Raw genomic sequence first — 26,641 nt, 5'->3', positions numbered from 1 at the left:
GCGCTGCTTTCCCCTTTAAGGTTCCATAGATGTCCGACACCGATATCGTTCAAAAGCCCCAGGCACCAACCTCTGCGCAGGCCGCAGCGCCGGTTCTGCCTGCGGACATCGAACCCCTTGCTGACGATGAGATCTTAAGCGTTGACCTCAACAGCGACGATCCGCTGGGCTATGAGCTTTATATCAACCGCGAACTGTCGTGGCTGGCCTTTAATCAGAGGGTGATCGAAGAAGCCGAAAACCCGCGCCACCCGCTGCTGGAACGCTTAAGGTTTTTATCGATTTCGGCCAATAACCTCGATGAATTTTTCATGGTGCGCGTCGCGGGTCTTCAGGGGCAGGTGCGCGAAGGCGTGCGTGTCATGTCTCAGGATGGCCATACCCCGGCGGAACAGCTTGAAATGGTCAATAAGGCCGCGTTTGACCTGATGGCCAAACAGCAACTGATCTGGTCGCGCCTGCGTGAAGAGATGACCGATGCCGGTGTGGCGTTGATTGACCACCGCGAGATTAATAAAACAGACGCCGCCTGGCTTGAAACCCAGTTTGATAATCAGGTCTTCCCGGTTCTGACCCCGCTTGCCATTGACCCGGCCCATCCGTTTCCGTTTATCCCGAACCTTGGCTTTTCGATCGCCATCAAGCTAACGCGCCGGTCGGACAATAAGGCCATGTACGCGCTGGTGCCCATACCGACGCAGGTCAAGCGCTTTTGGGAAATCGGCTCCGCCAGCCCCCGCCGCGGCACCGGCCCGGTCAAGCGCAAGTTCATCACCCTGGAAGGGCTGGTGTTGCTGTTTCTGGATAAGCTGTTTCCGGGCTTTGATATCCATGCCCGCGGGGTGTTCCGCATCATCCGCGACTCCGACATCGAAATGGAAGAAGAGGCCGAAGATCTGGTACGGGAGTTCGAAGCGCTTTTGAAACAGCGTCGTCTGGGATCGGTCGTGCGCGTCAAGATCAACGCCAACATGCCCGAAGATCTGCGCGAATTCATCATTGAGCAGCTTCATGCCGAGCCTGAACATGTGGTGGTGGTTAAGGGCATTCTTGGGATGTCGGAACTGTCGCAACTGATCCCCGCCGACCGTAACGATCTGAAATTCAAACCCTATGAGCCGCGTTTCCCTGAGCGTATTCGCGACAATGGCGGCGATGTGTTTTCGGCCATCCGCGAAAAGGACATTCTGGTTCACCACCCATTTGAGAGCTTTGATGCCGTCGTGCAGTTTCTGCGGCAAGCCGCACGTGATCCGAATGTCATCGCCATCAAGCAGACCCTGTACCGCACCTCAAAAGACAGCCCCATCGTCGCGGCCCTGATTGAAGCCGCCGAACAGGGGAAAAACGTCACCGCTCTGGTCGAAATTAAGGCTCGCTTTGACGAAGAAGCCAATATGCGCTGGGCGCGCGCTATGGAACGGGCGGGTGTGCATGTCGTCTACGGGTTTGTGGAATATAAAACCCACGCCAAGCTGTCGGTTGTGGTCCGCCGAGAAGGTGAGTCTTTGCGCACCTATTGTCACTTCGGTACCGGCAACTACCACCCGATCACGGCCAAGGTCTACACCGACCTGTCGCTATTCAGTGCTGATCCGGCCCTTGGGCGCGACGCCATGCGGGTGTTCAACTTCATCACCGGCTATGCCCGACCGGACAAGATGGATAAACTCTATTTCTCACCGGTAACCCTGAAGCAAGGCCTTGTCAGCCTGATCGATCAGGAAATCGCCAATGCCCGCGCAGGTAAGCCGGCTCAGATCTGGGCCAAGCTGAACTCGCTGGTTGATCCGGTCATTATCAAAAAGCTGTATCAGGCCTCACAGGCCGGCGTTCAGGTTGATCTGATCGTGCGCGGCATCTGCTGCCTGAGACCGGGCGTTAAAGGCTATTCGGACAATATCCGCGTCAAATCGATTGTCGGGCGCTTCCTGGAGCACACCCGCATCGTCTGCTTTGCCAATGGTCACGCCATGCCGTCCGATCAGGCACGGGTGTTTATCTCTTCCGCCGACTGGATGAGCCGTAATCTGGATCGCCGGGTCGAGACCCTCATCCCGATTGAAAACCCGACCGTGCACCGTCAGGTTCTGGACCAGATCATGGTCGCCAACCTGAACGACGAAGCCCAGAGCTGGCAATTAGCTATTGACGGCAGCTATAAACGCATAGATGTAAGTCACCTCGATAACCCCTTCTCAGCTCACGATTATTTCATGACCAACCCCTCACTCTCCGGGCGCGGTCGCGGGGTTAAGGACTTGCCTCAAGCCTTTGATCATGTTGGTTCCAGAAAATAGTCACAACACTGCCGTTATCGACATTGGCTCGAACTCCGTTCGTCTGGTCATCTACCGGATCGAAGGCCGTTCAATCTGGCCGCTGTTCAATGAAAAGGTTCTGGCTGGGCTTGGCCGCGATCTGAGGCAAACCGAGTGTCTGCACCCACAGGGTAAAAAAGATACCCTCATCGCGCTGCGCCGTTTCAAGGCCATTCTGGAATCCTATACGCTCTCCAAAGTGCATGTGGTGGCAACCGCTGCTTTGCGCGAAGCCGCCGATGGCTCTGAATTTGCCCATGAGATCGAGCATGTGACCGGCTTTAAGGTGCGCACGCTTTCCGGTCGCGAAGAAGCGCACTATGCGGGTCAGGGCGTGCGCTGCGGCCAGCTTGAGGCCGAAGGCTTTGTCGGCGATCTGGGTGGTTCCAGCCTTGAACTAATCAATCTCGACCCTCAATCGACCTTTAAGGGCCTGACCTTGCCGCTGGGGCCGTTTGCTTTGGGTGCCCCTAAGCCGATGGATGTGGAAAAAACCTACACGCTCATCCGTGCCCAGCTTAATCCGCTCCGGTCGCAGTTTCGGGCAAAAACCTTTCATGCCGTCGGCGGCGCATGGCGTAATCTGGCGCTTATTTGGATGATGAAGGTCAATTATCCACTTCAAATCGTTCAGCAGTTTGAGTTATCCGCCCGTGATGCTCTGACCATTGCGCGTCTGGTGGCCATTCAATCGCCGTCGTCACTTGAGAAATTCCCCGGCGTCTCCAAGCGGCGCATGGAAAATATCTCTTATGCCGCGCTGGTACTTCAGGGCCTGATCGAATGTTTCGAGATTGAGCAGATCGTCTTTTCTGCCAATGGCCTGCGTGAAGGCTTGCTGTTTGATGATCTGCCCGAAGCCTATAAACATCTTGATCCGCTGATCGAAGGCTGTGCCAATTTCGGCGCCCGCCACGGCATCAGCGAAAATCTGGGGCCCGCACTGGCCGCCTGGGCTACCGAATTTTACGACAGTGTCGATGTGGCGCGACCATCGGATAAACTGATCAAGGCGGCGGCAAAACTGGCGGACATCGGTGCCCGCCTGCATCCGGATCACCGTGCCGATCTGGTCTGCGATCAGGTTTTGCGCGCACCCATTCCCGGTCAAAACCACGCTGAGCGAGTCTTTCTGGCCTGCGCGCTCTATACCCGCTACAGCGGCGATACCTACACGAAAGAGCCCGTATTGGTCAGCCGAATACTGGGCGATGAGCGCCATCTTCAGGCGACCCAACTGGGTCTGGCCTTAAGACTGGGCTGCGACCTGTCCGCCAAATCAGCTAAATTAATGGAAATGGCCCACATTCGTCAGGACGACAAAACCCTGATCGTCAGCGCCAAGGCCGGCTGGGATGACCTGCTGCTGGGCGAACAAACCCGCAAACGCGCCCGTGCTCTCGCCAGTGCGTTGAAATTGAGCCTCAAGACCGAAAGCTACTAACGATTTTTCTCAAATTAAAAAGCATGATTATCGCGCTAAAAGTAAAAAATATAAATGCGAACCAGCTTGAAAACACCATATCGCCCTTCGGATCTGAGAAGAAATAGGAGCTACCGTGAACCCATCGGTAGCCCGCATACAATCCAATAAAGATCAAGCTAGTCAGGAAATATTGACGCAGAAAAAGCTTGTATGGTCGGTACTTCCACAAGGCGATATAGGCTATGTTAAGGCTGATCACAGCAACAAGAAACGACATTTTTAACGCCCAGCCAAAGCCATTATATAGGTCTTGGACAAGCCAAAGGCAGGCGAAATAAAGGTACAACTGATCAAACCATTTATACAATCCACTACCTTATTGATAATAAAAAAGTTTAATCCAGCTCGACCAGTTCGACCTTGGGGCCGTTGAGCACCAGCGCCAGTTCGCCGCGTTTGAGCCTAAGCGCGTCCTCACCAAATACCTTACGGCGCCACCCTTGAAGTGACGGCACATCGGCATTGTCATCCAGCGCGATCTTTTCCAGTTCGGCGACCGTCGCGATCAGTTTCGGGGCCACACCCTCCTCTTCGCAGCGGATGCGCAGCAGAACCTTGAGAAGTTCCACCACCGACGCGGGCACCTGAACCGGCGGGGCCGACTTATCCATTTTGGGTGCGAATTTTTCAGGCTCTTTGATGGCGGCCTGAATGATCTCGATCAGTTCCACACCAAATTTCGACGCCCCAAAACCTTTGGGAGTTGAGCGCATACGGTCAAACGCCGCCGGATCGGTCGGTAGCTGGGTGGCGATTTCGTCGATGCCCTCATCTTTCAGGATACGCCCTCGCGGCTGGTCGCGCTCCTGAGCCGTGCGTTCGCGCCATGCCGCGGCCTGCGCAAACACCGCCAGATATTTAGGTGACGATTTGCGCGGCCGCAACCGCCGCCAGGCATCAAGCGGATCAGTATTATAGAGCGACGGATCAATCAGCCCCTTCATTTCTTCAGACACCCACTCGAATCGCCCGACCTTTTCGAGCGACGCTTTTAGCTTGGGGTAGACCTTGGCCAGATGGGTGACATCGCCCAGCGCATAGGTCAGTTGCTGATCACTCAAGGGTCTGCGCGACCAGTCGGTAAAGCGTGAGCCCTTATCGATTTCGACCTTCAAGACTTGCCGCACCAGCGAGTCATAAGCGACCTGATCGCCGTAGCCTGCGGCCATCGCCGCGACCTGCGTATCAAACACAGGGGCTGGCAAAACGCCCAGATTATAAAAGATTTCAATGTCCTGGCGGCAGGCATGAAACACTTTAAGGATCGCAGGGTTAGCCAGAACATCCAGAAACGGCTGAAGATCGAGGTCTTTGGCCAGCGGATCGATAATCGCGGCATGATCGGCGCTGGCCGCCTGAATCAGGCACAGCTTTGGCCAATAGGTGGTTTCGCGCATAAATTCGGTGTCGACCGTGATAAATGGCGCTTTGGAAATCAGCTCACAGAAGCTAATAAGCTCATCAGTGTTTGTAATTGGACTCATTTTGTAGCTATAGCAAACCGCAACGGGCTTTAGGCAAGCCCTATAATAGAATCGAAGGTAAGTTTTTATGTCGGAACCGGCGAATAAGACACACAAGAACGGTCTTACATACGCACAGTCGGGCGTGGATATTGATGCAGGCGAAGCGCTTGTCGACGCCATTAAGCCATTGGCCAAGGCCACGCGCCGCTCCGGCGCCGAGGCCAGCCTGGGCGGATTTGGCGCTTTGTTCGACCTGAAAGCCGCCGGCTACGACGATCCCTTGCTGGTGACGACAACGGACGGCGTTGGCACCAAGCTCAAGATCGCCATTGAAACTCATCGCCATGATACGGTTGGCATCGACCTTGTGGCCATGTGCGTCAACGACCTGCTGGCGCAGGGTGCCGAGCCGCTCATGTTCCTCGATTATTACGCCACGTCTAAACTCGATGTCGATACCGCCCGCCGCGTGGTGGCCGGCATTGCCGAAGGCTGCAAGCGCGCGGGCTGTGCACTGGTTGGTGGCGAAACCGCCGAAATGCCGGGCATGTACGGTAAAGACGATTATGATCTGGCCGGTTTCAGCGTTGGCGCGGTTGATCGCGACAAGGTTTTGCCGAAGCTTGACACCCAAAACGCCGGGGACGTGATCATCGCTTTGGGCTCGTCCGGCCCGCACTCCAACGGCTATTCGCTGGTGCGCAAGGTGATTGAGGTCGCAGGCCTGTCGTGGGCGTCTCCGGCTCCGTTTGCCACCGATCTGACCTTAGCTCAGGCCCTGCTGGAGCCGACCAAAATCTATATCAAATCCGTCCTGCCCCTGATGAAAGCGGGCCTGATTAAGGGCGGTGCGCACATTACCGGCGGCGGCCTGATCGAAAACCCCGGCCGCGCTATCCGTGATGGTCTGGTGGCCAATTTTGACTACAGCGCGTGGGAGTTCCCGCCGGTATTCAAATGGCTGATGGAAACGGGCGGTATCGAACATCATGAGATGCTACGCACCTTCAACTGCGGCATCGGTTTTGTGCTCTATGTAGCACCTAACAATGCCGATGCCGTTCTGGCGGCTCTGCTGAATGCCGGTGAAGATGCGTTTATCTGCGGCCAACTGGCGGACGCCTAAATGACGCCTAAGCCAAATGCCGCGATCTTTATTTCAGGTCGCGGCTCCAACATGATGGCCTTGGTCGAAGCGTCACGCGCCGCTGATTTTCCGGTCGCGTTTACGCTGGTGGTTTCCAATGATCCGGCGGCGGCGGGTCTTGAGTGGGCCGCGTCACAGGGCATTGCTACGCTTGCCGTCGATCACAAACCCTATGGCAAAGACCGCGAGGGTCATGAGCGTGAAGTTGATGCGGCGCTCCAAGCTGCGGGCATCGAATTGATCTGTCTGGCCGGATATATGCGCATCCTGACACCCTATCTGGTGAACCAATGGACGGGCAAGATGATCAATATCCACCCGTCTCTACTACCCAAATATAAGGGCCTGCACACCCACGAACGTGCCATTGAGGCCGGTGATGCCTTTGGTGGCTGCACCGTCCATTGGGTGTCCGAAGGCGTGGATGACGGCGATATTATCCTTCAGGCGCAGGTGCCGATCCTTGACGGCGACACGCCAGACGATCTGGCCGCCCGTGTGCTGATCGAGGAGCATAAGCTCTATCCGGCGGCGGTGCACCACATCTACGCGCGTTAATCTACGAGCGTTAAAAAAGTTTCATAATTAACATAAGTCGGTTGCTTCACGCGGCACATGCAGTATCAATTCTGGCAATTGTAACTGTATGGACTGCTGACTATGGCTTTATTTAAGCTGGCGCTTGCCGCCACCACCGCCCTCACCCTCATGGCCGCGACGGGTGCGCAGGCCGAAGAAGGCATGTGGACGTTTGATAACTTCCCTGCCGCCAAGGTCAATGAGACCTACGGCACCAAGATCGACGCCAAATGGCTGAACCATATTCAATCAGCCGCCGTGCGGTTATCGAACTGTTCGGCCTCAGTTGTCTCCCCCGAAGGGCTGGTGCTTACCAACGCCCACTGCGTCATTGCCTGTGCACAGGATCTGTCATCACCTGAAGCCGACTATACCCAGAACGGCTTCTTCACCACCGCGCGCACAGAAGAAAAGACTTGCCCTGGCCAATCGGCGGAAATCCTGACCGGCATCACCGATGTGACGAAAGAGATCAACGCCGCAACGTCAGGCCTGACCGGCGAAGCCTTCGTCAAGGCCCTTAACGCCAAGGCGTCGGAGTTGGAAAAAGCCGGCTGCGGTACCGACCAGACCATCCGCTGTCAGGTCATCAGCTTCTATCAAGGCGGCGAATATAAGCTCTATAAGTACCGCCGCTATTCGGACGTACGGCTGGTGTTCTACCCGGAATATAAATCCGGCTTTTTCGGCGGCGATCCGGATAATTTCAATTTCCCGCGCTATAACCTCGATGCCGCATTCCTGCGGGTTTATGAAAACGGTCAGGTCGTCAAAACCCCGAACTATCTGAAATTCAACCCGAATGCGCCTAAGGAAAATGACGTCACCTTCGTGGCCGGTAATCCGGGTTCAACCCAGCGCCTGATGACGGTCGCCCAGCTTGAGACCAACCGCGATCTGACGATCCCGGTCTCCCAGCTTCAGCGCTCAGAACTGCGCGGCCGTATCATTCAATTCATGGCCCAAAGCCCTGAAAACAAGCGCATTGGTACCGATGTCCTGACCAACCTAGAGAACGGTTTCAAGGTCTTTTACGGTCAGCAACTGGCCCTCAACAACCCAGCGGTCATGGAGGCCAAACGCGCTGAGGAAGCGGCTTTGAAGGCTGGCATGTCGGCAGAAGATAAGGCTGCCTTTGGTGATCCGTGGGCCGATATTGCCGCGGCTCAAAAAGAGGTCGGCGATCTCTATTTCCCCTACTACTTCCTGGAAGCCGCGCCGACCAGTTCGTCGCTGTTTACGACGGCGCGCACAATTGTACGTCTGGCTAAGGAAAAGCCCAAGCCCTCAACTGAACGCCTGCCGGAATTTGCCGATACCCGCCTGCCCGCGCTCGAAAAGCGATTGCTAAACCCGTCGCCGGTTGAAAAACCGCTCGATCAGATTCAGCTTGAGTTCCGCCTGTTGAAAGCCCGCGAATATCTGACGGCGGATTCGCCGGTGACCAAGCTGCTGCTGGGTAAGGAATCGCCGGAAGCGCTGGCCAAGCGCCTGATCGACGGCACGAAACTGACTGATGTGGCCTATCGCAAACAACTAATCGACGGTGGTTTAGCTGCCGTTCAGGCGTCGGATGACCCGATGATCCAATGGGCGCTGAAAATCGACAGCGAAGCACTTGCGGTTCGCAAGCAATATGAAGCGCGCGTGACCGGCCCGACGCGCATTGCCTCGGAAAAGATCGCCAAAATCCGTTTCAAGGCCTATGGCACTTCGACCTATCCCGATGCGACGTTCTCGCTTCGTCTGTCCTATGGCAAGGTAACCGGCTGGGAGCATCGCGGGGTTAAGGTAACGCCCTTCACTCAAGTCAGCGGTCTTTATGAGCGCGCCACGGGTGTTGAGCCTTACGAGTTGGCAGCTTCATGGAAAGCGGCGGAGCCCAAGGTCGATAAGTCGAAGGTGTTCAACTATGTGACCACCAATGACATCATCGGCGGCAATTCCGGCTCTCCGGTAATTAACGCCAAGGGTGAAGTGATCGGGGCCGCATTCGATGGCAATATCCACTCTTTGGGCGGCGCCTATTACTATGACGGTACGCTCAACCGCACGGTCGTGGTGTCGTCTTCGGCCATCGCTGAGGCGCTGAAGACGGTTTATGATCGCAAGGCGCTGCTGGCAGAATTGACGGGTAAATAGTTCCGGGGCGTGGGGTCTGTGACCCCACAAACCTTAATTTGTTCAATAAAAAACCCCTGCCAAAATGGCAGGGGTTTTTTATTGAACAGACAAGACTTGGGGCCATTGGCCCCAAACCCCGTAAGTTATTAACCGACGATTTCAGCGTCCGTGAAGAACTGCGCGATTTCAATCGCAGCGTTCTCATCCGAATCCGAACCGTGGACCGAGTTTTCACCGATCGACAGAGCAAACAGCTTACGGATCGTGCCCTCATCGGCCTGCTCAGGGTTGGTGGCGCCCATGACTTCGCGGTACTTCGGCACAGCGTCGTCAGCTTCCAGAACCTGAACCACAACTGGCTCAGCCGTCATTTGACCGACCAGTTCACCAAAGAACGGACGCTCTTTGTGCACGCCGTAAAAAGCTTCAGCCTGAGCTGTCGACAGCTTAACGCGCTTTTGCGCCACAATGCGCAGGCCAGCCTCTTCGATGACAGCGTTGATCTTGCCGGTCAGGTTGCGGCGGGTGGCGTCGGGCTTAAGGATAGAAAAGGTGCGTGACATATGTAGGTTCCGTTTTAGGCCAAATTCGTTTGGCGTTTGGGTTTGGCTGGCTTATAGCGAGGCAATCTGATTTCGCCAAGCCCTATAACCTGTTTAAGTATCCGTTTTATGTTGCAGATCACCAACCTGACGTTTGACGCCTACGGGCGCCGTTTTTTTGACGGCGCGACCCTGACCCTCACGCCAGGGACCAAGGCGGGTCTGGTCGGGTTAAACGGTGTCGGCAAATCCACTCTGTTCAAGCTGATTCAGGGGCATTATCAGGCCGGTGGCGGCGACATCACCACGCCCAAGGCTTGGCGCGTGGCCTCGGTTGAGCAGGAAATGGCCGCCTCCCCTCAGCACCTGATTGATGCGGTGCTCAGCATCGACACCCGCCGCGAAAACCTGCTGAAAGCGCTGGAAACCGCCGACCCGATCCATCAGGGTGAAATTCACGCTGATCTCTATGCGATTGGCGCTGATCGTGCCCCGTCGCGCGCCGCAGAAATCCTGTCCGGTCTTGGCTTTTCGACCGCCGATCTGACGCGGCCGATTTCAGCGTTCTCAGGCGGCTGGCGGATGCGGGCAGCCCTTGCGGGGGCGCTGCTGGCCGAACCCGATCTGCTGCTGCTGGATGAACCGACCAACTATCTCGATCTCGAAGGCGCGCTGTGGCTTGAGGCCCGTCTGAAACGCTATCCTAATGCCGCCCTGATCATTTCCCACGACCGTGACCTGCTGAACGAGTCAGTCGACGCCATCGTGCACGTAGCCGGTCAGAAGCTTGAACTTTATACTGGCGGCTATGACGATTTCGAGCGGATGCGTGCCGAAAAAGCCCGCCTGCAAGCCGCCAGCCGTGTCAAACAGGAAGCCGAACGCGCCCACCTGCAAAGCTTTGTGGATCGCTTCCGCGCTAAGGCCTCCAAGGCCGCACAGGCCCAGTCACGCATGAAGCGGCTGGAAAAACTGCCCCCTATTGCCGACACCATCGAAGATCGGGTAGCCCCGTTTATCTTGCCCTCGCCAGAAAAGCCTCTGGCCCCGCCGATCCTGCGTCTGGAAGATGCCAGTGTCGGTTACGGCGAAAAGATCATCCTGCGTGATATCACCCTGCGTCTCGATCTCGATGACCGGATTGGAATCTTAGGCGTCAATGGCGCCGGTAAATCGACCTTTGCCAAGATGATCGCCGGCGCGTTGAAAGAAAGCCACGGTACGCACTGGCGTGACCGTCGCCTGACGGTGGGCTGGTTCCATCAGCATCAGATCGAAGCGCTCGATCCCGAAGACACGCCGCTGGAGATGATGCGCCGCGCCCGGCCGGATGAGACCGAATCCAAACGCCGCGCGCGATTGGGGTCATTCGGCATGCGGGTCGAAAAGGTTGAGACCAAATGTAAGGACCTGTCCGGGGGTGAACGCGCCCGCCTTCTGCTCAATATGGTGGCGATGGATGCGCCGCACCTGCTGATCCTCGATGAACCGACCAACCACCTTGATATCGACTCCCGCCGCGCGTTGTTAGATGCGCTCAACGACTACGAAGGTGCTGTGCTGATCATTACCCACGACCGCTCACTGATCGAAATGGTCGCCGACCGGCTGTGGCTGGTCAATGATGGCACAGTGAAGCCTTATAGCGGCACTATGGATGAATATTCCAAACTGGTGATCGAACGCGCCAAAACCGCCACACAAGGCGATGAACCGGTCGAGAAAAAGCAGGCTGGTGTTAATTCAAAAGACGCGCGTAAAGCTGCTGCCGCGGCTCGTAATGCCATCGCGCCCCTCAAGAAAGCCGCCGACGACCTTGAGCGCCAGATCGAAGCCACCAGCAATAAGATCAAGCTTCTGGATCTTAAGCTGGGCGACGCTGATCTTTATGTGAAAGATCAGGCTAAGGCCATATCTTATGGAAAAGAAAAGGCTAAGCTGGAAGAAGATATGGTAACTTTAGAGGCGCGCTGGATGGATGCCGCCGAAGCCTATGAGACGGCAAAATCTGAAGCCGGAATTTAAATCTCCTCCCTAGCTTGCTGGGGAGGAGGCACTGAACGCAGTGAAGTGACGTAGGGGGATAAAGCTAAACCTTCATCTCGTAACGTCTTGCAAGTTATCCCCCTCCACCATCATCGCAGGGCTCGATGGTTCCCCTCCCCATGCCATCAGCACAGGGAGGAGAAGGTCATCCGCATTTGATGGACTGGATGATGCCAGTATTCACATCGAAAGTGATGGTTTGACGATCGGGCCGGAAATCCATTGTCGCCGCACAGGTCGAGCACAACACCCGCCGTTTTGACGGATTAACCGGTACGGGAATTTCGGTGCGGGGCTTGCCGATCAGGTACTGCAACGGTTTGGCGCCGCACTGATCATCGTTATCAGCGCGCGGACGCTCTGGTTTAGGCGTCGGTGGATTGGGAATCGGCTTCATGGTTTGGTTAGGGGCAGGTGCGGGTTGTGGTGCGGGTGTTGGGCTTGCGCAGGACGCCATAGCGAGCGCAGCTACCGCCATGATAAGCTTAAGTTTGAGTGTCATTGCATCTTCTCCCAGCGGCCCAGATCATTCTGCTTCCAGTAGGCCATGTCAAAATTCTGCGTTTTCAATTGCTTCCACTGCGCACGTGCCCAGCCAATATGGGCGTCATCGCGCCCTTCAAATACAATCAGGCAGCGCTGATAAGCCGTCAAGTCTGGTAATTCACCGGCTGTGACCGAAAACAGCACCTGCGCATTATTCGCCCGTCCGCCGGTTTTACCTAGCAAAATCGGCTGCCGGTCCGCGAACTCAGCGGTCTCCAGACCGTGGCCTAGAAACGCCTCATCACGATAGGCCCACAGGTGTGTGTTCAGTTCCTCCAGCAGATCATCATCCTGCCCCAGCACATAAGCGCGCCACCCGCGTTGCAAGGTTTTTTCCAGCAAATCGGGCAGCGCCGCCTTTAACGCTGTGGTCTCCAGATGATAAAACCAGATTTCTGTCATGTGCTAACGCTTCGCTCCTTGAGCACAGGTCAAAGGGGTTAGACCTCGTAATGGGCCTTGACCAGCGCATCGAGCGTGCGCACGCCCCAGCCGGTGGCACCTTCCGGCACGGTTGGCAGGCGCTGCTCATTGGTCCAGGCGGTCGGCGCGATATCAAGGTGCGCCCACGGTACATTATTGACGAAGCGTTGCAGGAACAGAGCGGCCGTAATCGAACCACCCGGACGCCCACCGATATTGCGGATATCAGCGATTTTAGAATCGATCTGCTTTTCGTATTGGGTCGGCAACGGCATCCGCCAGGTGTTTTCCGAAACTGACTTAGACGCTTCAGATATTTTCTCAGCTAAATCGTCGTTGTTACTGAAAACACCGGCATAATCCATGCCAAGCGCGATGATCATGGCTCCTGTCAAAGTTGCCAGATCAATCATGAACTGCGGCTTGAAGCGATCCTGCGTGTACCACAACGCATCGGCCAGAACGAGGCGGCCTTCGGCATCGGTATTGATGACTTCAATCGTCGTGCCGGACATAGCGGTGACCACATCACCTGGACGCTGGGCATTGCCATCAGGCATGTTTTCGACCAGACCCACCACACCAATGGCGTTGACCTTGGCCTTGCGACCCGCCAGTGCGATCATGGTGCCGACGACGGTCGCCGACCCACCCATGTCCCACTTCATGTCTTCCATACCTTCGGCCGGCTTGATCGAAATGCCGCCGGTATCGAAGGTGACACCCTTGCCCACAAAAGCCACAGGCTGCGCCGATTTATCATCAGCCCCTAGCCATTGCATGACAACCAGCTTGGACTCTTTGCGCGACCCCAAGCCCACGCCCAAAAGCGAGAACATACCAAGCTTTGTCATCTCGTCTTCACCCAAAACCTCAACCTTGAGGCCCAGAGCTTCAAAGCCCTTAATGCGGTCAGCATAGGATTGTGGGTAAAGGACATTGGCGGGCTCTGAGACCAGATCACGGGCCACGATCACGCCATCGGCAATTGCTTTCAGCGGGCCGAAGGCAGCCTCAACCGCCGCCACATCGTCACAGATCAGGGTCACGGATTTCAGCGTCGGAGCCTTTTCAAGCTTGGCGGCACCGAAATATTTGTCAAACCGGTAGCTGGCCAGTGTCAGTGCAAACATGGCATGGGCGACCTGCTCAGCCGGAAACCCGCCCATATCAATCGCCAGATCCGCAAAGCCCGCTGATTTAGTCGCGTGATAAAGGCTGCCCGCCACCGATTCGACATCTGCGGCTTTAAGGCCCGGTAAGTCCCCCGCCGCCAGTACCGCCAATGCAGTATAGGGCTGATCCGGCAGCGCACTTAATATCTGCACCTTACCTTTGGCGGATTTGAAGCCGAGCTTTTTCAGACTGCCCAGAATGTAGCCCGACGAAATGGTATTGAGCTTTTCAGCCCCGGCGCTCAGCGCATCACCATCACCGATCAGCACGGCCAAGGCATGGTTTTCGGGATATTGGGTGGCCAGTTGAATGTGCATTATATGTACTCCGGTATCCAGAATCTGGGCGTAAAACAGCGCGGCATGTGCGCTTCAACACCTTTATGTGAGGGTTTATGCCCACAAACGCCCGCAAAGGTTAAGTGTTTTTTCGTGCATAAATGCCCCGTACCTGACGATAATCACGCAAGCTCAGGTTTTGGGTGCGTTTTTTGGTTTTCAGCTTGATATTAGTGTCCGAAGTCGTCAAAAAAGCGTCTGTTTTAAAGCTTTTATTCCCAACGCCCATTTCATCCGGATATCCCAACCCTATGCGCACCGTTGAACGGTACATTTCCCGTCAACTGAGGTTCCCTGTGATCGCCGCCATTCTGGCGCTCACGGCGGTCGCCATGTTGTCGCAAAGCCTCAACCAACTCGATGTCATCGTCGAGCGGGGACAAAGTGCGTGGGTGTTATTGAAAATCACGTTTCTGGCGCTGCCCCAGTTGACCAGCCTGGTGTTTCCGATCGCGATATTCGTTGGCACACTGGTGGCACTCAACCGGTTGCACAATGAGCATGAAATCGTGGCCTGCTACGCCTCAGGCATGAGTTTGTGGCGGATCGCCTCGCCGGTATTAAGATTGGGCGTCTATATCACCATGCTGAGTCTGGCGGTGAACCTGTTCATTCAGCCCGCAGCCTCACGCCTGATGCGGCAGGAACTTTATGCCGTTAAGACGGATCTGGCGTCATCCCTGATCCGGGAAGGTGATTTCTCCACTACCCAATCGGGTCTGACCATTTACGTTCAGCGCATCGACCAGAACGGGCTGCTGCGCCAGATTTTTATCCGAACGCCCGGTGGTGATGGTATGGATCGCACCTACAGCGCCAAGGAAGGCCGAATCTTGCGCAAAGACGGCACCTCAAGCCTTGTCATGCGTAAGGGCTCGATGCAGCAGGTATCCGATAAGGGCGTGCTAAACCACCTGACCTTTGAAGAATATGCGTTTGATATCACCAACTATTTTTCGTCAGATGATTTTTTGCATTACAAAGAATCTGACCGCTGGATGCACGAATTGTTTTATCCCAACATGGCTATGGACTGGGAACGCGGCAACTGGAAGAAACTGTTTGCCGAAGGTCACAGTCGCCTCGCCTCTCCGCTTTACAATATCGCCTTTGTCATGCTGGCAACCCTTGGGGTCCTGGGCGGGAGGTTCAGTCGCTCAGGCTACACCAAGCGCATCATGATCGTATCGGCAATCGCTGCGGGTGTGCGCATACTGGGTTTTGGGGTTGAGGCCGCCTGTAACAACTCCGCCGGTATGAACTTCATGCAGTATCTGGTTCCGCTGGCGCTGATCTTCATGTGCGCCAAGGCCATTTACAAAAACGACCGGGTGAAAGGTGCAAAATCCTCCACACAACTGGTTGAACTGTCACCGCTTTCATCGGGAGGTCAATCGCGATGAGCACGGGCATGATCGGCATGAATTGGCTGCGCTACATAAACCCGATTAAACGCGGGCGGCTGGAAAACTACGTCATGACGCGCTGCATTATCATGGCCGGCGTGGCGCTGGCGGTGATTTCCAGCATTATTTTCCTGATCGACTTTGTGGAAATTTCAAAATCCCTAGGGGTCAGAACTGAATTATCAAGCCTGCAGATTTTAGGCTTAATGCTGTTAAAATCACCAAACATCATACTGATTTTATTGCCTTTTGCATTTCTATTTGGGACTTTGGCGGCGTTTGTGAACCTGAACAGACGATCAGAGCTTATCGCCATGCGGGCGGCCGGCATGTCAGCGTGGCGGTTTGTAACCCCCGCGTCTATGACAGCGTTCATGATCGGGGTGATAACGGTGACCGCACTCAACCCATTGGCCACCTATCTGTCGGACAGCTATGAGCGAGTGCGTGCGGGTATCGAAGGCACGGCTATGGCCAAAGAGGGCGATATCTATCTGCGGCAGGGCGATTCTGAGGGCAAGACCCAGACCGTTATCCGCGCCGCCTCACAAAAGAATATTGGCCACCTGATCGATGCGACCTTTTGGGTCTACAATATCGACTCGACCGGCGTGCCCAGTTTTACCAAGCGCATCGATGCCCGCGAAGCCATACTGCGCCCTGGCATGTGGGACCTCAAAAATGCCCGCGAAGCTTCGGCCGGTGAACCGGCCTTATTTTACAATGCCCTGTCGATCGATTCCAATCTCAATCCCGACACCGCTTTTGAGAAATATATTACGGCGCAATCGACACCTTTCTGGTCACTGGTGCCCACGATCGGAGAAATAGAACGCTCAGGCTTTTCAGCCACGGCCTATCGCTTAAGGCTTCATCAGTTGCTGTCGACACCGCTGATGTTTGCCGCCATGTCAGCGCTGGGGGCGGTTTTCTCTCTCAGGCTGATGCGTCTGGGCGGCATGGCTAAACTGGCGATATATGGGGTCAGCCTTGGGTTTGCGGTATTCTTCTTCAACCAGTTGTGCTCGGCTATGGGTAAGGCGGAGGTTATTCCCGCCTTTATGGCGGGCTGGGCCCCGCCGATCATAGCGCTTTTGACGGCTATGACCTTGCTGGTCTACACCGAAGATGGCTAAGCTGCCGCAATCAGGCCATATTGCCTTGTCAGGATTTGCGCTTTAAATATTAAGTTCCTGTTGATCATATTTCTTTATGCCGATTACCCGTATCCAAGCGGCCCTTCGCGCTTTTGAGCGCCCCGCCAACAGCCCGAAAGGTCACGCTTCAGCGTCCAATATGCCAAAGCTCATGTTCAAAAAACTGACCTATCTTGTGAGCGTGGGCATAGCGCCTTTGGTAGCCGCTGGCGTACTGATGCCCGCGGCAGCTCTGGCGCAGGATGCGGCGTCAAACCCTGTGCTGAGCAGTGGCCCTCAAAATCGTCTGATTACCGAGCCCGCCCAGACCTATGTCATCGGCGAAGATGGTTTGGGGCAGGACGGCGCCTATGTCGAAGCCGATGAAGTCGTAACCGAAGACGAGAATGTCATCGTCGCCCGCGGCAATGTCGAGGTGCGTCACCACGGCCGCATTATTCGTGCCGACGAAGTGCGCTACAATAAAACGACCGGCAAGACGCTGGCTCAGGGCAATGCGGTGATGATCAATCCCGATGGCTCGGTGCAATATGCCGACACGCTGGAGGTTAACGAAGACCTGACCGCTGGCTACGGTACAAATTTCGCCTCTGTTCAGCCTGATAATACCAAGATATTTGCTGAACGGGTCGAACGGCGCGATGAAAATACCAACGTCCTCAATAATGCGCTCTACACGCCGTGCGAAATCTGCGTGGAGCCGGGCAAACCCACTAAGGGCCCGACCTGGTCTTTCCAAGCCGGTGAAATCATTCAGGATAAAAGCCGCAATGTGGTGATCTACAAGAACGCCATCTTCAAGATGCGCGGCGTGCCTTTATTTTACACGCCGATCCTGTGGCACGCTGACCCTAGTGCGGCGGCAACATCCGGGCTTTTGATGCCCAAAATCGGAACATCGGGGCGGCGGGGCGTGTCTTATGAACAGCCCTACCTATGGGTGATTTCGCCCCATCAGGATCTGGTCGTATCACCGCAATTCAATCAAAAGGTGGCACCGTTCCTGAATACGACCTGGCGCAAGCGATTCTATTCGGGTGATATCACGGTACGTGCGGGTTACACGAACGAAGCCTTTTTCGACAATGATGGGAACAAATGGGGCGATAAGGATCATCGCTCGTACCTGCTGGCTGACGGCGCGTTCAAGATCAACACGGACTGGCGCTGGAGTTTCACGGCGGAGCGGGTTTCCGATTCCGATAATGCCAACCTGTTTGAACGCTATAAGATTGGCGATGTCTACGAATATCGCGGCGTCTTCACCGCAGGGTCACGTCAGCTTATCAGTCAGGCCAATCTGACGCGCCAGACCGATACCGCCTTCATGTCCGTCACGATGGCCAGCTTCCAGAATCTTCAGATTGGCGCTTTGGACACAACTCAGGGCAATCGTCCGATCGCGGCCTCAAGCAAGCGCTACCCTCTGGTGGCGCCCATGTTTGAAGCCCAATGGAACCCGATCAATGAATTTGCGGGTGGCCGCTTTAAATTCAATGCGTCGGGTGTGGCGCTTTTCCGCGAAGACTATGTCGGCACGCCTGTGGCGCCTGATGATGCCGATGGCACATCGGGTTACGATTCGGCCCGTGTGACGCTGGGGGCGGAATGGCGGCGTGATTTTGTGGCATCTAACGGTATCAAAGCCGCCCCTTTCCTGTCGGCGCGCCATGACCAGTACCGCATCGACGATCTGGATTCAGCCGGACGCAGCGCCAATGTCTCCCGCAGCCTGGCCACCGCCGGTCTGGATCTCAGCTATCCGATGATTCGCAAGTTTGACGGGTTTGATGTGCTGCTCACCCCCATTGCTCAACTGGCCGTCTCACCAAAATCGAAATCATCGAGCCTTATTCCCAACGAAGACAGTCAGGTCTTCGAATATGACGAAACCACCCTGTTCAAGGCCAATAAATCGCCAGGCTATGACCTTTATGAAGGCGGCGCGCGCGCCAGCCTCGGCCTCAAGGCTCAGGTAAGCCTTGATGGTGGCACGAGCTTCAAAGCCTTAGTCGGCCGCACGTTCCGCACCGAAGTTGAAGACACCTATCTTCTGACCGCCACTAACCCTGTCACGGGCGTAAGAACAAGCTACGATCCGTCAGGACTGGCGAAAACCAAGTCGGACTGGGTTGTGACCTCTGACTTCCGCACCGGTGACGGCACCTATTATGGCTATTCCAAACTACGCCTTGATTCCGAAAGCACAGCCATTCGCCGGGGTGAAATCGGCCTTACGGTTAACCGCCCTAACTCCGTGGCAACGGTTCGTTATATCGTTGATAACACAGCGGTTGAATGGGATGCGACCAACACGCTGGTGACCGGTTTTGAAGGGAAGCGCTACGAAGACCTGCAACTATATGCCCGCCACTTCTTTACGAAGAACTGGGGTGCATCGATGCGGATCAACCGTGACATGAAAACCGACGCCTGGCGCAGGTCAGAAATCAGCGCGATTTACCGCGACGACTGCACCTGGATAGAAGTGGTCTATGAACGGGACGAAACGGCGATTTTGCGCAACACCAACGGAAAAGCGTCAAGCGGAATATCTTTGCGCCTTAACCTTGCCATATTAGGGTCATCAGGTTCTGACTTTAATGATATTCGCTGATGGGCGTGACTTCACATTCATAACCAACTGCGCTATCGGTCACTCAAAGCATGTGATGCGCTCATGCACCGTCCGGGATCTGCCTGCCTTATGAATAAGAGCCTTAAAAAAATGACGTTAAAGACGACTGTTCTGGGACTGGGCACGGGTATTTTCATAGGCATGATGGCACCGTCTGTCATGGCTCAGGCCGCACCTGAAGCGCAGGCAGCCCCTCAACCACAAGCACAGGCACAGGCACAGCGTCCGGCCCTGCGCGAAGGTATTATTGCTGTCGTTAATGATGAACTGATATCATCCTACGATCTTCGCCAGCGCATGTTACTGCTGATCGTGACCTCCGGCGTGCAGGTCACTGAACAAAATTACGAAGCTTTTCAGCAGCAGGCTCTGCGCAGCCTGATCGATGAGCGTCTGGAACTCCAGGAAGCCAAGCGCTGGGAACTGAAGGTCGAAGAAGAAGAAATCACCGAAGAAATTACCCGCATGGCCGCCCAGAGCAACCTGAGCTACGATCAGCTTGTGGCCGAACTACAGCGGGCGGGCGTAGACCCGGAAACCCTGCGCAACCAGATCCGCGCCGAAACCGGCTGGCAACGCCTGGTTGGCGGTCGGTTCAATTCCAAGGCCCGCGTCGGTAAGGATCAGGTCGATTCGTATATGGCCAAGATCACGGCCGATAGTCAAAAACCGCAATATCTGGTCGCTGAAATCTTTCTCGACCCCAATCTGGCTGGTGGTTTAGCTGAGACCCAAGCGGGTGCCCAGCAACTGTTCCAGCAGATCGCCAGTGGCGCCGCGCCGTTTCAATCGGTGGCCCGTCAATTTTCCAACGCCCCGTCTGCCGCCAATGGCGGTGATGCCGGTTGGCTGATTTCCGGCACCATCGACCCCAAGATCGAAACCGTCCTGCAAACCATGAGTGGCGGTCAGATGACCCAGCCGATCACGACGGACGAAGGGGTCTATATCTATTATCTGCGTGAAAAAACCGATGGTAATTCTGACTCGGTTATGTCGCTGAAACAGGCCGCTATATCGCTGGGTGCAGACGCTCCGGCCTCACGGGTTGAGGCCGCGCAAAAGGCTCTGGAATCCTTCCGTAACAGTCAAAAAGGCTGTGGTGCCCTGACGGATTCGACACTGGACGGCAATGTCGTGGTGACCGACCTTGGGGAATCTCCCTTAAGCGAACTGCGTGATGACTATGCGGCGGCACTTAAACCCCTTGAAGTGGGGCAAATGACCGCACCCATGCGTAATGACGCCAATATGAACGTGCTGGTGGTCTGCGACAAACGCCTGGCGGGTGAAAACGCACCGACGCGGGAACAGATCGAAGACCGCCTCGTCAATCAGCGCCTGTCGATGTTGGGCCGCCGCTATCTGCGCGATGTCCGCAATCAGGCGACCATTGAGAACAAATAAGCTTTAAAGGATTGGGATCATTCTCAAACCGCTTGTCATCACTATGGGCGATCCGTGCGGTATCGGCCCTGAGATTATTCTCAAAGCTTGGGACACCTTAAAGCGGTTTCCTGAGCTTTGTTTTTGCATGATAGGGAATGCGCAAGCGCTCAAGGCCGCCGGGGCTGATATTGCGGCGATTCGGGATGCTTCCGAGGCCCATAAGGTGTTTGCGGCCAGCCTGCCGGTGCTTGACCGGCCCTTGACCGCGCCAGCCATTGCGGGCCACCCCGACAGCCTCCACGGCCCGCATATTGTGCGCTGGATCGAAGAGGCGGTCACGCTTTGCCTTGAAGGTAAGGCGCGCGGTCTGATTACGGCCCCTATCGCCAAATCCGTACTCTATGCCACGGGGTTTAGCTTCCCAGGCCATACGGAATATCTGGGGAACCTGACTGCCACCGCCCCCTACGACGGTGCGCGCGGCCCCATCATGATGCTGACGGCCAAAGACCTGCGGGTTGTGCTGGCCACCATCCATATCCCGCTGTCACAGGTTAAGGCCCGTCTTAATGCCGATGATCTGGCTCACACAGTGCACGTCACCCATCAGGCCCTGAAAAGCGATTTCGGTATCCCCTCGCCACGGCTGGTCATGGCGGGCCTGAACCCTCATGCCGGCGAAGATGGCACCATCGGCCGTGAAGAAATCGATCTGCTAAAGCCGGTAATCGCGGATTTACAGGCGCAGGGCGTTGATATCAAAGGCCCCTTCCCCGCCGATACTTTGTTCCATGATGAGGCGCGCGGGACCTATGACGCCTGTATTTGCCTTTACCATGATCAGGGCCTGATCCCGCTGAAGACGCTGGATTTCTGGGGCGGTGTCAATATTACACTGGGTTTGCCGATTGTGCGTACCTCGCCCGACCACGGCACCGGCTTTGGGATTGCGGGACAGGGCATCGCCCGAGCCGACAGCCTGATTGCCGCGATCCACGCGGCCCATGATTTGAGTATGAAGCGTCATGACGCCTGAGCTACCAACCTTACGTGAAAGCCTTGAACAGCACGGACTGATGGCCAAGAAGAGCTTTGGCCAGCACTTCCTGCTTGATCTCAATGTCACGCGCAAAATCGTACGTCTAGGTGGGCCGTTTGACGGCGACGTAGTGATTGAGGTCGGCCCTGGCCCCGGCGGCTTGACCCGCGCTCTGCTGGAAAGTGGAGCCCGATCCGTTCTGGCCATCGAAAAAGACGCCCGTTTTATTGAGCTTTTGAGCGAACTCAATGACGCCTACGGCGCACGCTTTGATGTGATCGAAGCCGATGCGGTCAAGGCCGATGAACGCGCCTTACTGGCCAAACGCGGCCTTGGCGAGGCCGCCCATCTGGTCTCCAACCTGCCCTATAATGTCGGCACACCGCTGCTGATCAAATGGCTGACCGGGCCGTGGCAGCCGCTCAGCATGACCCTGATGTTTCAGCTTGAAGTCGCCCTGCGCGTGGTCGCCCCCGTCAATGATAATGACTATGGCCGCCTGAGCGTCATCGCGCAGGTTCTGTGTGACTGCGAAAAGATCATGGACTTGCCCGCCCGCGCCTTTACCCCGCCGCCAAAGGTTGACAGCGCTGTGGTTAAAATGACGCCCAAGGCCAACCGGCCGGATGCAGCCCTGATCAGAAATCTGGAAAAAATCACCGCCGCCGCCTTTGGCCAACGCCGCAAGATGCTCAGGGCGTCACTTAAACCGCTGGGGGGCGAAGCCCTGCTGGAAAAGGCTGGCATTGATCCGACCGCACGGGCGGAGACAGTTTCGCCAGACCGGTTTCTGAAACTCGCCAGCCTGTTATAAACTCTCATTCATCAGTTCATCGACAAACGGCGCAATCCACAAACCGCGCGACCGTCGCGCCGCTTCGGCGTGATAGATATGCGCCAGTTCGGCATAAGACCGGTCAAAATCATCATTAAGAATGACATAGTCATATTCGGCCCAATGGGCGATCTCGCCCTTGGCGCGGCTTAGGCGGCGCTCAATCACATCCATGCCATCCTGAGCCCGCGCTACCAACCGGCGCTTAAGCTCAGACATTGACGGTGGCAAAATGAATACCCGCACCACATCCGACGGCGCCTTAACCGAAATACGCTGCGCCCCCTGCCAGTCGATATCGAACAGAACGTTCTTACCTTGTGACAAAGCCTTCTCGACCGGCTCACGTGGCGTTCCATAACGGAACTCATGCACCGATGCCGTTTCCAGCAAGGCATCGTTGGCCACAAGCTCATCCATTTGGGCATCGCCGATAAAGTGATAGTCGCGACCGTGTTCCTCGCCCGGTCGGGCGGCGCGCGTCGTCACCGAAATCGACAAATCCAGATCATCGTGATCAGCCATAAGCCGACGACATAGAGACGTCTTACCCGCCCCGGAGGGTGCGACCACGATCAGCATAAGGCCACGACGGATTCGGGGATTATTCAACATTCTGGATTTGCTCTCGAAACTGATCAATCGTTGATTTTAAATTCAGGCCAATAGCTGTAAGTTCTGTCAGGGCCGATTTGGAGCACAGGGTGTTGGCTTCGCGCATGAACTCCTGCGCCAGAAAATCGAGCTTTCGGCCCTGTGAGGTCTCAGCCCCCAACAAGGCATGGGCCGCCTCGATATGGGCGCGCAGTCGGTCCAGTTCTTCGGTGACATCCGCCTTAACCCCCAGCACCGCCGCCTCCTGAAGGATTCGATCCTGAAGTTCAGCCGTATCCCCCATAAGTTCACTAAGCCTTCGCTCAAAGCGTTCGCGGATGTGCGTCAACTGTTGTCCTGCCAAGGCCTCGGCGTCATGGCGGGCAATGGTCAGGGTTTCGAGATGGTGGTTGAGGATGTGCAACAGCGCCTCGCCCTCATGGCCACGCGCGGCTTTAAGGTCTTCAAGCACACTATTGAGATCGTCAATCAGACTAGCTTCAAACGCCCGGCCATCGTCTGCGGTATCTTCATCCGATGCGGTTTCTAACACCCCACGCAGAGATAATAACCCGTCCCAGCGCGGCGGCTTAACGCGCCCGCTTTTGATGAGAGATTCTCCAGCGGCCAGATAAAAATCAATCATTGACTCATTAATGGTCACCGCGGCTCTGGGGGCATCTGTGGTGATCTGAAAATTCACCGCAATCTGTCCGCGCTGAAACTTGACCTTACACAGTTCCTTGGCCAGCCGATCCAGATGCTCATAGCCCGCAGGATACCGGCATTTGACATCGAGGCTGCGCCCATTGACCGAACGCACCTCAATCGTCCAGCGCGTCTCACCCAAATCATCGCTATGACGGCCATCGCGTCTGGCAAAGCCAGTCATGCTATAAAGCGCCATGCGCACTTTCCTTTTTAATTGTCTGGCCTTTTAGTTGGCTTGGCTGCTCAGGGCCGTGACGGCAGAATCGCGCGGCTGGTTCTCGATCTTGCGCCAGTTGGCGACATTGACCAGATGCTGATCATAGGTTTCAGCAAAGACATGACCGCCGGTGCCATCAGCGACAAAGAATATATCATTGGTCTGAGCCGGATTAAGCACGGCTTCAATCGACGCCTTACCCGGATTGGCAATCGGCGTAATCGGCAGGCGCGAAATCAGATAGGTGTTCCACGGTGTCGCCGTATCCAGTTCCGACCGACGCAGGCCCCGCCCCAGCGGTTCACCTTTGGAGACGCCGTAAACCACAGTCGGATCGGACTCAAGGCGCATGCCTTTGCGCAGACGGTTGACGAACACAGCCGCGACCCGCGGGCGTTCCTCGGCAAGGCCGGTTTCTTTTTCGACCACAGACGCCAGTATCAACGCTTCTTCAGGCGTATTGATCGGCAGGCCCGGCTGACGCTTAGCCCACAGATCGTTCAAAGTCTTACGCCCTGCCTCCAGCATCCGGTCAAGCACGGCCTGACGGGTTTCGCCCGGTTCATACTGATAGGTCTCCGGCAACACTGAACCTTCGGGCGGGATGTCGACATCGCCTTTCAATGCCTCAACCGCCATGAGTATCCGCACGGCCTGAGCTGATGTGCGGCCTTCGGGGATAGTGACAAAGTGCTGCACGACCTTACCGTCCTGAATCTGTTTCAGAACGCTGAACAAGGGCTGGCGGCTGTCGAATTCGTAGGTACCCGCGCGCATGGCGTTATCGCGGCCACTGACCTTGGCGGCCAGACGAAAGGCCGTCTCGGAGCGAATGACGCCCGCCTCTTTCAGGGTTTTGGCAATGGCGATAACACCCATGCCCTGCTTAAGCGACACAGAGGTCACCTCAGCATTATCACGCGCCACCGGTCCCGGCCCGAACGCCTGGGCATACACGCCCAGCAGCACGGCCAGAAACAGCAGAAACAAACCCGACAACAGGCCCGCAACCGGCGCAATCAAACGCTTAGTCTTACGCGGTTTGGCCGGCCTGCCTTTTTTCGTCATGGTTAGTCAACCTTACCCAGGATGAGCGCGGCATTAGTGCCCCCGAATCCGAAGGAGTTTGACATAACCTTATCGATCTTCATAGGCTTGGCCTTATTGGGCACCAGATCGATGGGGGTTTCAACATCCGGATTGTCGAGGTTGATGGTCGGCGGAGCGATCTGATCGCGGATCGCCAGCACGCAGAACGCCGCCTCGACCGCACCGGCAGCCCCCAAAAGGTGGCCGATAGCGGATTTGGTCGACGACACCGTACCGGTCGCTGCACGCTCTCCCAGGAATTTCTCAATCGCTTTCAGTTCAATACCATCGGCCATAGTCGATGTGCCGTGTGAATTGACGTAATCGATCTCTTCGGCCTTGATTCCCGCATCCTTCAGCGCCATCGACATAGCCCGGAAGCCGCCATCACCATCTTCGGACGGGGCCGTAATATGATAGGCGTCGCCCGACAGACCATAGCCCAGCACTTCGGCATAGATCTTGGCGCCGCGCGCCTTGGCGTGTTCATATTCTTCGAGCACCAGAATACCCGCGCCTTCACCCATGACAAAACCGTCGCGGTCTTTGTCATAGGGCCGCGACGCCTTTTCCGGCGTCTCATTGAAAGCGGTGCACAGGGCGCGGCAAGCGATAAAGCCCGCAATGCCGACCGGCACAATGGCCGATTCAGCGCCACCGGCAACCATGACATCGGCATCGCCATATTTGATCAGACGGGCGGCATCGCCAATAGCGTGAGCCCCCGTCGCACAGGCGGTAACCACCGAATGGTTAGGCCCCTTAAGGCCGTGACGGATCGAAACCTGGCCCGACGCCAGATTGATCAGGGACGACGGAATAAAGAATGGGGAAATCCGTTTAGGCCCCTTTTCCTTAAGCTCCAGCGCGGTTTCGGCGATAACGCCCAAACCGCCGATACCGGAACCGATCATGACACCGGTGCGGGTCTGATCTTCTTCGGATTCGGGATGCCAGTTGGCGTCGTTCAATGCCTCATCAGCCGCTGCAATAGCGTACAGAATAAAGTCGTCGACCTTGCGACGTTCTTTGTTGGACAGGACTTTCGAGGCATCAAATGAACCCTCGATGTCCGGGCCGCCACCGCCGCGACCGTCTACGGTCGGGATTTCACAGGCGACGCTACAGGCATAATCGGTCGTATCGAAAGCGGTGATCGGGCCTGCGCCGGATTTGCCTTCCAGCAGACGCTTCCACGAAATTTCGGTCCCATGCCCCAGCGGGGTCAGCAAACCAACGCCAGTAATCACGACGCGACGAGCCATATGCGTATCCCTAAAGCATTTTTCGACAAAGCGGACGCCGGTTCGTCGTCAAAAAATGCGTTAAAATATAAATATAGAACTTTGGGCAAAGATATGCCCGATAGACA

General features: G+C 56.0%; 21 protein-coding genes. 12 read left to right on the top strand and 9 right to left on the bottom strand.

Annotated features, from left to right (window positions below; all coding sequences use genetic code 11):
* Window positions 1–29 precede the first annotated feature (29 nt).
* Both PQU98_RS00630 and PQU98_RS00625 read left to right on the top strand, forming a co-directional pair.
* Window positions 30–2,300, top strand: coding sequence for an RNA degradosome polyphosphate kinase (locus PQU98_RS00630; RefSeq protein ID WP_272742953.1), 2,271 nt, complete (start codon window positions 30–32; stop codon window positions 2,298–2,300).
* The gene (locus PQU98_RS00625; RefSeq protein WP_272742952.1) at window positions 2,281–3,765 is read left to right on the top strand and encodes a Ppx/GppA phosphatase family protein; all 1,485 of its coding nucleotides are present in this window, start codon (window positions 2,281–2,283) and stop codon (window positions 3,763–3,765) included. The genes PQU98_RS00630 and PQU98_RS00625 overlap by 20 nt, the downstream gene beginning before the upstream one ends.
* 377 nt (window positions 3,766–4,142) lie before the next feature.
* Here PQU98_RS00625 and rnd read toward each other — a convergent pair whose 3' ends face one another.
* Complete coding sequence (gene rnd / locus PQU98_RS00620) at window positions 4,143–5,291, bottom strand: ribonuclease D (RefSeq protein ID WP_272742951.1); 1,149 nt, start codon at window positions 5,289–5,291, stop codon at window positions 4,143–4,145.
* 67 nt (window positions 5,292–5,358) lie between these two features.
* Here rnd and purM point away from each other — a divergent pair, with 67 nt between their 5' ends.
* From purM to PQU98_RS00605, 3 genes are all read left to right on the top strand, one after another.
* Entirely contained in the window at window positions 5,359–6,399 is a 1,041-nt protein-coding gene (purM, locus tag PQU98_RS00615; protein ID WP_272742950.1) for a phosphoribosylformylglycinamidine cyclo-ligase, read from the top strand.
* Entirely contained in the window at window positions 6,400–6,978 is a 579-nt protein-coding gene (gene purN, locus PQU98_RS00610; RefSeq protein ID WP_272742949.1) for a phosphoribosylglycinamide formyltransferase, read from the top strand.
* Window positions 6,979–7,080: 102 nt separating this feature from the next.
* The gene (locus tag PQU98_RS00605) at window positions 7,081–9,141 is read left to right on the top strand and encodes a S46 family peptidase (RefSeq protein WP_272742948.1); all 2,061 of its coding nucleotides are present in this window, start codon (window positions 7,081–7,083) and stop codon (window positions 9,139–9,141) included.
* Window positions 9,142–9,269: 128 nt separating this feature from the next.
* Here PQU98_RS00605 and ndk read toward each other — a convergent pair whose 3' ends face one another.
* On the bottom strand, window positions 9,270–9,686 hold the full coding sequence (gene ndk, locus PQU98_RS00600; protein ID WP_272742947.1) for a nucleoside-diphosphate kinase: 417 nt from the start codon (window positions 9,684–9,686) through the stop codon (window positions 9,270–9,272).
* A gap of 108 nt (window positions 9,687–9,794) precedes the next feature.
* On the opposite strand from ndk, the gene PQU98_RS00595 reads away from it, so the two are divergent.
* Entirely contained in the window at window positions 9,795–11,690 is a 1,896-nt protein-coding gene (locus PQU98_RS00595) for an ABC-F family ATP-binding cassette domain-containing protein (protein WP_272742946.1), read from the top strand.
* A gap of 166 nt (window positions 11,691–11,856) precedes the next feature.
* Here the strand turns inward: PQU98_RS00595 and PQU98_RS00590 are convergent, their stop codons facing one another.
* Genes PQU98_RS00590 through PQU98_RS00580 form a run of 3 tightly spaced genes read right to left on the bottom strand, consistent with a single transcriptional unit; the run spans window position 11,857 to window position 14,173 of the window.
* Complete coding sequence (locus PQU98_RS00590; RefSeq protein WP_272742945.1) at window positions 11,857–12,213, bottom strand: proteinase inhibitor i78; 357 nt, start codon at window positions 12,211–12,213, stop codon at window positions 11,857–11,859.
* Window positions 12,210–12,659 (bottom strand): DNA polymerase III subunit chi, encoded by a 450-nt coding sequence (locus PQU98_RS00585; protein WP_272742944.1) that lies wholly within the window; start codon window positions 12,657–12,659, stop codon window positions 12,210–12,212. The genes PQU98_RS00590 and PQU98_RS00585 overlap by 4 nt, the downstream gene beginning before the upstream one ends.
* 38 nt (window positions 12,660–12,697) lie before the next feature.
* Window positions 12,698–14,173, bottom strand: coding sequence for a leucyl aminopeptidase (locus PQU98_RS00580; RefSeq protein WP_272742943.1), 1,476 nt, complete (start codon window positions 14,171–14,173; stop codon window positions 12,698–12,700).
* Between the two features lie 272 nt (window positions 14,174–14,445).
* Between PQU98_RS00580 and lptF the strand changes: the two genes are divergently transcribed.
* From lptF to rsmA, 6 genes are all read left to right on the top strand, one after another.
* Entirely contained in the window at window positions 14,446–15,597 is a 1,152-nt protein-coding gene (gene lptF / locus PQU98_RS00575; protein ID WP_272742942.1) for an LPS export ABC transporter permease LptF, read from the top strand.
* 8 nt (window positions 15,598–15,605) lie between these two features.
* Window positions 15,606–16,736 carry an LptF/LptG family permease gene (locus PQU98_RS00570; RefSeq protein ID WP_272742941.1) on the top strand — a complete coding sequence of 377 codons (1,131 nt, stop codon included), beginning with the start codon at window positions 15,606–15,608 and terminating at the stop codon, window positions 16,734–16,736.
* 160 nt (window positions 16,737–16,896) lie between these two features.
* Window positions 16,897–19,374 (top strand): LPS-assembly protein LptD, encoded by a 2,478-nt coding sequence (locus PQU98_RS00565; protein ID WP_272742940.1) that lies wholly within the window; start codon window positions 16,897–16,899, stop codon window positions 19,372–19,374.
* A 111-nt stretch (window positions 19,375–19,485) separates the two neighbouring features.
* Window positions 19,486–20,802: a peptidylprolyl isomerase gene (locus PQU98_RS00560; RefSeq protein WP_272742939.1), complete on the top strand. Its 1,317-nt coding sequence runs from the start codon at window positions 19,486–19,488 to the stop codon at window positions 20,800–20,802.
* Window positions 20,803–20,818: 16 nt separating this feature from the next.
* Window positions 20,819–21,820 (top strand): 4-hydroxythreonine-4-phosphate dehydrogenase PdxA, encoded by a 1,002-nt coding sequence (gene pdxA, locus PQU98_RS00555; RefSeq protein WP_272744463.1) that lies wholly within the window; start codon window positions 20,819–20,821, stop codon window positions 21,818–21,820.
* Complete coding sequence (rsmA, locus tag PQU98_RS00550) at window positions 21,810–22,637, top strand: 16S rRNA (adenine(1518)-N(6)/adenine(1519)-N(6))-dimethyltransferase RsmA (RefSeq protein ID WP_272742938.1); 828 nt, start codon at window positions 21,810–21,812, stop codon at window positions 22,635–22,637. The genes pdxA and rsmA overlap by 11 nt, the downstream gene beginning before the upstream one ends.
* On the opposite strand, the gene gmk is transcribed toward rsmA, so the two are convergent.
* Genes gmk through fabF form a run of 4 tightly spaced genes read right to left on the bottom strand, consistent with a single transcriptional unit; the run spans window position 22,632 to window position 26,534 of the window.
* Window positions 22,632–23,273: a guanylate kinase gene (gene gmk / locus PQU98_RS00545; protein WP_272742937.1), complete on the bottom strand. Its 642-nt coding sequence runs from the start codon at window positions 23,271–23,273 to the stop codon at window positions 22,632–22,634. The genes rsmA and gmk overlap by 6 nt on opposite strands.
* A complete protein-coding gene (locus PQU98_RS00540; protein ID WP_272742936.1) occupies window positions 23,263–24,159 on the bottom strand; it encodes a YicC/YloC family endoribonuclease in 897 nt (298 codons plus the stop codon). The genes gmk and PQU98_RS00540 overlap by 11 nt, the downstream gene beginning before the upstream one ends.
* 30 nt (window positions 24,160–24,189) lie before the next feature.
* Window positions 24,190–25,248, bottom strand: coding sequence for an endolytic transglycosylase MltG (mltG, locus tag PQU98_RS00535; protein WP_272742935.1), 1,059 nt, complete (start codon window positions 25,246–25,248; stop codon window positions 24,190–24,192).
* A gap of 2 nt (window positions 25,249–25,250) precedes the next feature.
* Entirely contained in the window at window positions 25,251–26,534 is a 1,284-nt protein-coding gene (gene fabF / locus PQU98_RS00530; RefSeq protein ID WP_272742934.1) for a beta-ketoacyl-ACP synthase II, read from the bottom strand.
* Window positions 26,535–26,641 lie beyond the last annotated feature (107 nt).

It is taken from the genome of Asticcacaulis machinosus, assembly GCF_028550435.1.
GTDB classification, from domain to species: domain Bacteria; phylum Pseudomonadota; class Alphaproteobacteria; order Caulobacterales; family Caulobacteraceae; genus Asticcacaulis; species Asticcacaulis machinosus.
This window is presented reverse-complemented; position numbering and strand designations above follow the sequence as displayed.